The following is a 6534-nucleotide window of genomic DNA, read 5'->3' on the forward strand; positions in this document are numbered from 1 at the left end:
GCCATGAGTCATTTGCTTTGGGTTATAGCTAAAAATCAGTTTTCGAGCTGTACCGCATGGAACTGTAGATGGTCATCAACAAAGCTTTGGATAAAGTAATAACCGTGATCATAGCCCTGATGTTCACGCAAGGTGAGCTTTTGTCCCACGGCATCACAAGCTTGCTGGAATAAGGCAGGATTCAGCTGGTTATAGAACTGATCATTAAAGCCTTGGTCAATCAGGATATCCGGATAAAGTGCACCTTTGGCTTTGACCAGTTCAGTCGCATCATGTTTGGCCCATTCTGCACGATCTTCACCTAAATAATTGCTAAAGGCCTTTTCACCCCAAGGGCATTGGCTTGGTGCACAGATCGGAGCAAAGGCAGAAACAGAGACAAATTTTTCTGGATATTTAAATGCCAAGGTTAATGCACCATGCCCCCCCATCGAATGTCCAAAGATACCGATTCTGCCCGACTGGATCTCAAATTCTTCATTTACCAAGGGATACAGCTCATTCATGATGAAGCTTTCCATCTGGAAGTGTTCAGCCCAAGGAGACTGCATTGCATTAATATAGAAACCGGCACCCTGTCCGATGTCCCAGTTGTCTCCTTCAGCTACCCCCTCACCACGTGGCGAGGTATCTGGTGTAACCAGAATCAGACCCAGCTGTGCTGCCAAACGCTGCGCATGCGCTTTAATCGCAAAGGTTTCTTCAGTACAGGTCAGACCTGCCAAATAGAATAACGCTGGACAGCTTTGTCCTGCCAAGGCTTGCGGCGGCAGAAATATACCAAAGCGTGCTGAATTTTTTAGCACTTTAGAATCAAAGCGATAGATTCGCTGTTCACCTTCAAAACTTCTATTATTCTGTAGCAGTTCCATCATGATTCCTTTTTGTATTTTCTAAAGTCATTGATCGGTTTAGGGCGCCAAAGCGACTGACTGGGAAGCTGAAGCTGTTGTCGCTGGCGGGAAAAGACGTTGTTCAAGCTGAGGTAACATCAACTCCATATTCTTACCGATGACCCACTGCGGCTCAGAAGGTTCAAAACCTTGTGCACTTTCCCACTTCGCTACCGTCTGGCTGGCTTGTGTAAAAGATTCCTTTAAACTGTCCTGCTCACGCATCGCTTCATCAAAGAAGGCACGGCCAAAGTAGGTATAGTCAGCTTCATTCGAGCAGCCAAAGGACTGGCGATCTGCTGCTGAAGCGGTGATGATCAACGTATTTTCATTTTGCAGTGCAGAAACAAAACTGCCGGAGTAACAGGCAGAAATCACAATAACTCGCCAGCGGATACCGGATGCATCCAGCGTGTCACGCAGCCACTTTGGATCGACCTGTGCCAGATCTAACGGTGCATTTTCCATTTCAAATACGTTTGGCAAACCATGCGAGGTCATGTACAGGAAGAGCACATCACTTTCGCGATTCATCTGCTGGCCAATACGGCGTAAAGCCAGTTCCATACTGGTTTTGGAAGCAATTGGCATCTCGGTGCGGGCTGCTGGATGATTTACCAAGGCAATCGAACGACCAAAGGTTCCAAAGCGGGTATCAAACTGTTCCTTGATCCGTTCAATCTCTGAATAGAATACATCTTGATAGCTTGCACCTGCCACACCCACAAAATACCAGTGTGACTGCGCAAACTCGCCATATTCAATAGAATCCAGCGCTTTGTTTAGTAAATTAGGTTGTGCATAGAAGGCATCTTCAGCAAAGCTTGGCGGGACTTCTTCTACTTTCCAGATCGGCTGATCTTTGACAGAGATCTGCCAAACAACCAAGGTAAACAGGGTTGCCAGCATAATTAGTGCCCGTTCCCACCACGGCCATTTCAGCTCACGTGAGAATACCCAGACCACAGCCAGACTTTGCCAGACAAATAGCATCACAAATAAGGTCGGGATATAGTCATACAGGATGTACGGCAGATAGTCGAGATCGCCCAGATACTGTATCAGACACTGGAACAGCATGATGTGCGTATCCAGTACCAGCCAGAGCAAAGCCGGCACCATCATCAAACGCGGATTATTGATCCGCTGTGACAGAAAAATCCCGACAATCAGGGCAATAAAAGGCCAGAGTGCGTAGCTAATCAGGCCTTGGGAGTTAAATTCCCCAATCCGGCCTGAACTGAGCCAGCTGAACAGGCTGTTGGCACAACCGCCCAGAATGCCCCAGAACACCAGTTGAAGAATGGAGGGACGTACCATTTGCAGGGAACGCCTCGACCCCAGAAACAACCATATTCCGGCAATTTGATTGCTCTTAAAATCGTGCCAAAAATTAATGGATGGTTTGAAGTCGATCATAGGATTTCGGGGAGATCAAGTGGCTCGCTAATTCGCAGAATAAGTTTATGCTTGATAGGACTTTTATCAATGCTATTTTTAACTATATAACAAATCCTTGGCGAATTTTGAAGCAATTATCTTATTCAGCTACAAGATCATGCTGAAAATACGCATCAAAGCGACAAGCATCCCCTTGCCATTGATGATCGGGTGCTTTATCAGCCAGAAAAACGGCAAGACGTGGACGTTTCACCACCACCCGTTTAGCAATTTTCTGTGCCAGTTCTAGCAGGTTATCGCCCAGGTCCATTTCACCATCTTCAGGCAAGAGCATATGCAATAGCTGCATCTGTTTTTTCACCTGTGCCTGTTTCTTGGGTGCCTGCTGATTCTGGTCACGCTGCGGGAACATCGGATCTAGATAAACGACATCCACCACGGCGTTTTCTGCTGCCTGCTGGATTAAATAGTCAGCAGAATCAGAGAAGATCAGATGAATACGCGATACAACCGGATTCAGGAAAGCATCATTCTGTGCACGTGCATGAGTATCTTCCAGCAAGGTAAATAGAATCGGATGACGTTCGACCAGAGTGACATACGCTCCAAGATGTGCCATCAACAGGCTGTCATGACCAAGACCGGCAGTCGCATCAATCAGGGTCGGCTTTTCACCCAAGTTGCAAGCACGTGCAATCATTTCCGACTTCAGTGAAGCACGTTTTAAACGCCCCACTTCCGCTTTCCAGTCCGGTTGCATTTTCATGCCATTGGCACACAGCCATAAACCGTCCGCGTCTACACACAGTGCCAGTTCAGGATTCAGACGAAAGAAACGCGCATTGAGTTTCTCCACGGTTTCAATCTGAACCTGTACAGCACGAGAACAAAGCACAGCCTCAAAGTGCTGTGCTTTCTCGATATATGCAGCCTCGGTGTATAAGCGAATCTCGCTTACCATAATGTCCAGCCTGTGTATGCAAACAATAAAATGAGCAATCCCGATACAATACGGTACCAGGCAAAAATCATGAAATCACGCTTCGCGACATAAGCGACTAACGCACGGATCAATAACAATGCTGAAATAAAGGACACTAAAAGACCAACAGTAAGTACCACCCAGTCCTGAGTCCCACTAAACACGTCATAGCTCTGGTATAAGTCTAACAGGCCTGCACCGACAATTACCGGGATACCCAGAAAGAAGGAAAACTCAGTCGCTGCCTTACGTGATACTCCCAGGAACATCGCCCCGATAATGGTAGCACCAGAACGTGAAGTACCTGGAATCAGCGATAAAACCTGAATCAGACCAATCCAGATAGCATCTTTAATGGTCAGGTCTTCAACTTCTTGGGCACGGACTTGAGGTGGATTCTTTTCAATCCAGATAATGATCAGACCACCGACAATCAAGCCAATCGCAATTGCAATATTGTTGAATAGCAACTCTTTCACAGTTTGACCAAAAGTCAGCCCGATAAGTACGATTGGAATCGAAGCCAGAATCAGACCAATACCGAGACGGCGTCCTTGTGGCTCACCACTGACAATCCCGGTGGCGGCTCCCCACAGACGTGTCCAGTATTCATAAATCACTGCTGCGATTGCCCCCATCTGGATGGCAATCACGAAAACATCACTCTTTTCCTTGGTCCAGAAGTTCATTAATTCTGAAGCCAGAATCAAATGCCCTGTACTGGAAATCGGTAAGAACTCTGTAATACCCTCAACAATACCCATGATTGCCGCTTTCAGCAGCAGTAATAGATCCATGCTTAATCCTGATTAATTATGCTTTGCCTTGTTCTGGAATTTTTTTCCATGCGTTGTCGCGTAAATAGACCGGCAGTGCCAGTTCAGCACTGACCCAGTTTTCTGATGCTGCTGCCACACGCGCTATCGTGGCAATATCCTGTGCAGTCGCAGTAACATTCTTGTATTCAGTCTCTTCTAATTGAACCAGATGAGCGCCTGAGCCGACTACAGCAAATTTTACTGTGGCACTACCCTGTTCATAACCAAGCAACTGTTCTTCATCTACTGGTTGCATGATGTTTTGAGCATCCAGCTGATAGCTGGCGATATAAACTTCATTCATACGCGCATCGAGTACCGCAGTCACTTCGGTCAGACCATGCAAACGGTATGCTGCTTGTGCCAAGGCCTGTAAGGTCGAAACGGGCACCACAGGCAGGTCATTCGACCACGCCAAAGCTTGTGTTACCGCGGCATTAATACGCACACCGCTAAATGAACCCGGTCCACGACTAAATGCAATCGCAGTCAAATCAGAAACCGCTAGGCTTAAATCTTTTAGAGCCTGCTCGATCATTGGGAGAATTGTTTGCGTTTGTGCCTTTGCGCGCGCATCAAGTTGGAAAAATAATTCTTGAGTGTCATCAATCACAGAAACGGAACACTGCTCATTAGCAGTTTCCAATGCCAGCACTTTCATGCACAACCTTAATTCAGAGAATATAAAAAACGCCGATATGATACTCCACTCATATCCGCTACGCGAGATTTTCCCGAAACAGATACAAAAAAACCTGGCCATCGCCAGGTCAATAAATACAGGTAGATGAGTTGCTTAAAGCTCAACCTGTTCCAGTTGCTGGAACTTCTGAAAATGGTTGGCATAATGCAGTGCGCTCATTTTCAGCTTTTGTACAGTATCTTCATCTAGGGTTTTTATCACCTTGCCCGGCGATCCCATCACCACAGAATTGTCCGGAATCACTTTTCCTTCCGGAATCAGCGCATTCGCGCCAATGATACAGTTTTTACCAATCACGGCATTATTGAGAATTACAGCCTGAATCCCGATCAGGCTATTATCACCAATGGTACAGCCATGCAGCATGGCTTGATGACCAATCGTCACATAATCACCAATATGCATTTCAATCCCCGCATCAGTATGCAGTACGGCATTTTCCTGCACATTGGTATAGTCCCCAAGATGGATTTTGCAGTTATCACCACGCACCACGGCGCCAAACCAGATACTGACCTGTTTGCCCAATTCAACCTGACCAATCACGGTCGCTGTGGGTGCGACCCAACCATCCCATGGTTGTTGCAGCGCTTTTGGAGAATGTCCCTGAAATTTGTACAACATGCCTGAATATCCTCTTCAGTCCTGAAAGAATTTTGATCGTTTAAAAGCTGGTGAATTAAGTAAGAATGGCCAGTCTTTTTTATAGTCGAGGCCATACTGGAATAAAGAAATCAGCATACGCGCAGTCAGCCCCCAGACCACTTCATTTTCCACGCGCATACTCGGGAAATATAAGGACTGCTGGGCAAAGCGTACTTCATAAGGTGTGGGTTTGGCTTCAAGTAAATGCCGTAGTGAGGCAAAGAAAATCCGGTCAATTTCAGTGGGTTGTGGAATCAGCTGAACTTTTGGTGGAATCAGTCCAACAATCGGTTTTACCAACATGCCATTTCGTGCCTTTTGCATGGGCAGATCACCAATGAGCTGCACATCGAAAGGGTTCAGTGCGGTTTCCTCATAGGCTTCGCGTAGCGCTACGACGATATTGCTGGTGTCCTGCGGATCACGCTTACCGCCCGGAAAAGAAACCTCACCGGCATGATTAGACAGATAAGCCGAACGGCGGGTGAGTAAGACCTTGGGATCCGACTCATCCGTAATCGCAATTAACACGGCAGCATGCGCTGGCTGAATCCGCCTGGAAAAGCGCAAACGTTGCTGTAATCTGTGTGTTAAATTGCGTTCATCCATCCACGCTTTCCTCATTCTCATTATGATTTCATCATAGCTGATTTTTGATTCCTGAGGATAGAATTGATGCCAAATTTCAATTTTTCAGTTATCCTGAGTCTACTTTTTGTCATTGATGATGAATATGAACTTCTGTACGGCCTGTGGACATAAGACAACTGAAAAAATACCTTTAGGTGATCAAAAACTTCGTCATGTCTGCAGCTCCTGTGGTTTTATTCATTATATTAATCCAAAGATTATTTGCGGATCCCTAGTGGTCTGGGAAGACAAAGTACTGCTATGCCGACGCGCGATTGAACCCCGTTATGGCCTGTGGACCTTACCTGCCGGCTATATGGAACTGTTTGAAACCATGGAACAAGGCGCAGCACGTGAAACCCGTGAAGAAGCCGAAGCTGAAGTGGAAATCGAACAACTGTACTGTATGTACAATATTCCACGTATCGGTCAGATTTATGTGCTGTTTAAAACTCAACTGGT

General features: G+C 46.3%; 8 protein-coding genes. 1 reads left to right on the forward strand and 7 read right to left on the reverse strand.

The genetic code is table 11. From position 1 onward, the window contains the following. Positions 1 to 35: 35 nt before the first annotated feature. The 7 genes from fghA to B3D47_RS01475 form a co-directional block, all read right to left on the reverse strand. Positions 36 to 872 carry an S-formylglutathione hydrolase gene (gene fghA, locus B3D47_RS01445; protein ID WP_286859560.1) on the reverse strand — a complete coding sequence of 279 codons (837 nt, stop codon included), beginning with the start codon at positions 870 to 872 and terminating at the stop codon, positions 36 to 38. Positions 873 to 911: 39 nt separating this feature from the next. Beyond that, on the reverse strand, positions 912 to 2312 hold the full coding sequence (locus tag B3D47_RS01450; protein ID WP_286859561.1) for a C13 family peptidase: 1401 nt from the start codon (positions 2310 to 2312) through the stop codon (positions 912 to 914). Between the two features lie 121 nt (positions 2313 to 2433). Continuing rightward, positions 2434 to 3255 (reverse strand): class I SAM-dependent methyltransferase, encoded by an 822-nt coding sequence (locus B3D47_RS01455; RefSeq protein ID WP_286859562.1) that lies wholly within the window; start codon positions 3253 to 3255, stop codon positions 2434 to 2436. After that, the gene (locus B3D47_RS01460; RefSeq protein ID WP_286859564.1) at positions 3249 to 4073 is read right to left on the reverse strand and encodes an undecaprenyl-diphosphate phosphatase; all 825 of its coding nucleotides are present in this window, start codon (positions 4071 to 4073) and stop codon (positions 3249 to 3251) included. Before B3D47_RS01460 ends, B3D47_RS01455 begins: the two co-directional genes overlap by 7 nt. 16 nt (positions 4074 to 4089) lie before the next feature. Further along, positions 4090 to 4755 carry a tRNA (adenosine(37)-N6)-threonylcarbamoyltransferase complex dimerization subunit type 1 TsaB gene (gene tsaB, locus B3D47_RS01465; protein ID WP_286859565.1) on the reverse strand — a complete coding sequence of 222 codons (666 nt, stop codon included), beginning with the start codon at positions 4753 to 4755 and terminating at the stop codon, positions 4090 to 4092. A 135-nt stretch (positions 4756 to 4890) separates the two neighbouring features. Next, positions 4891 to 5421, reverse strand: coding sequence for a gamma carbonic anhydrase family protein (locus B3D47_RS01470; protein WP_286859567.1), 531 nt, complete (start codon positions 5419 to 5421; stop codon positions 4891 to 4893). A gap of 15 nt (positions 5422 to 5436) precedes the next feature. Continuing rightward, positions 5437 to 6051 carry an NUDIX hydrolase gene (locus B3D47_RS01475; RefSeq protein WP_004811271.1) on the reverse strand — a complete coding sequence of 205 codons (615 nt, stop codon included), beginning with the start codon at positions 6049 to 6051 and terminating at the stop codon, positions 5437 to 5439. 124 nt (positions 6052 to 6175) lie between these two features. Between B3D47_RS01475 and B3D47_RS01480 the strand changes: the two genes are divergently transcribed. Then, the coding region (locus B3D47_RS01480; protein WP_286859569.1) for an NUDIX hydrolase at positions 6176 to 6534 on the forward strand (359 nt) is incomplete at its 3' end.

Source organism: Acinetobacter sp. UBA3461 (assembly GCF_002381195.1).
In the GTDB taxonomy this organism is placed as follows: domain Bacteria; phylum Pseudomonadota; class Gammaproteobacteria; order Pseudomonadales; family Moraxellaceae; genus Acinetobacter; species Acinetobacter schindleri.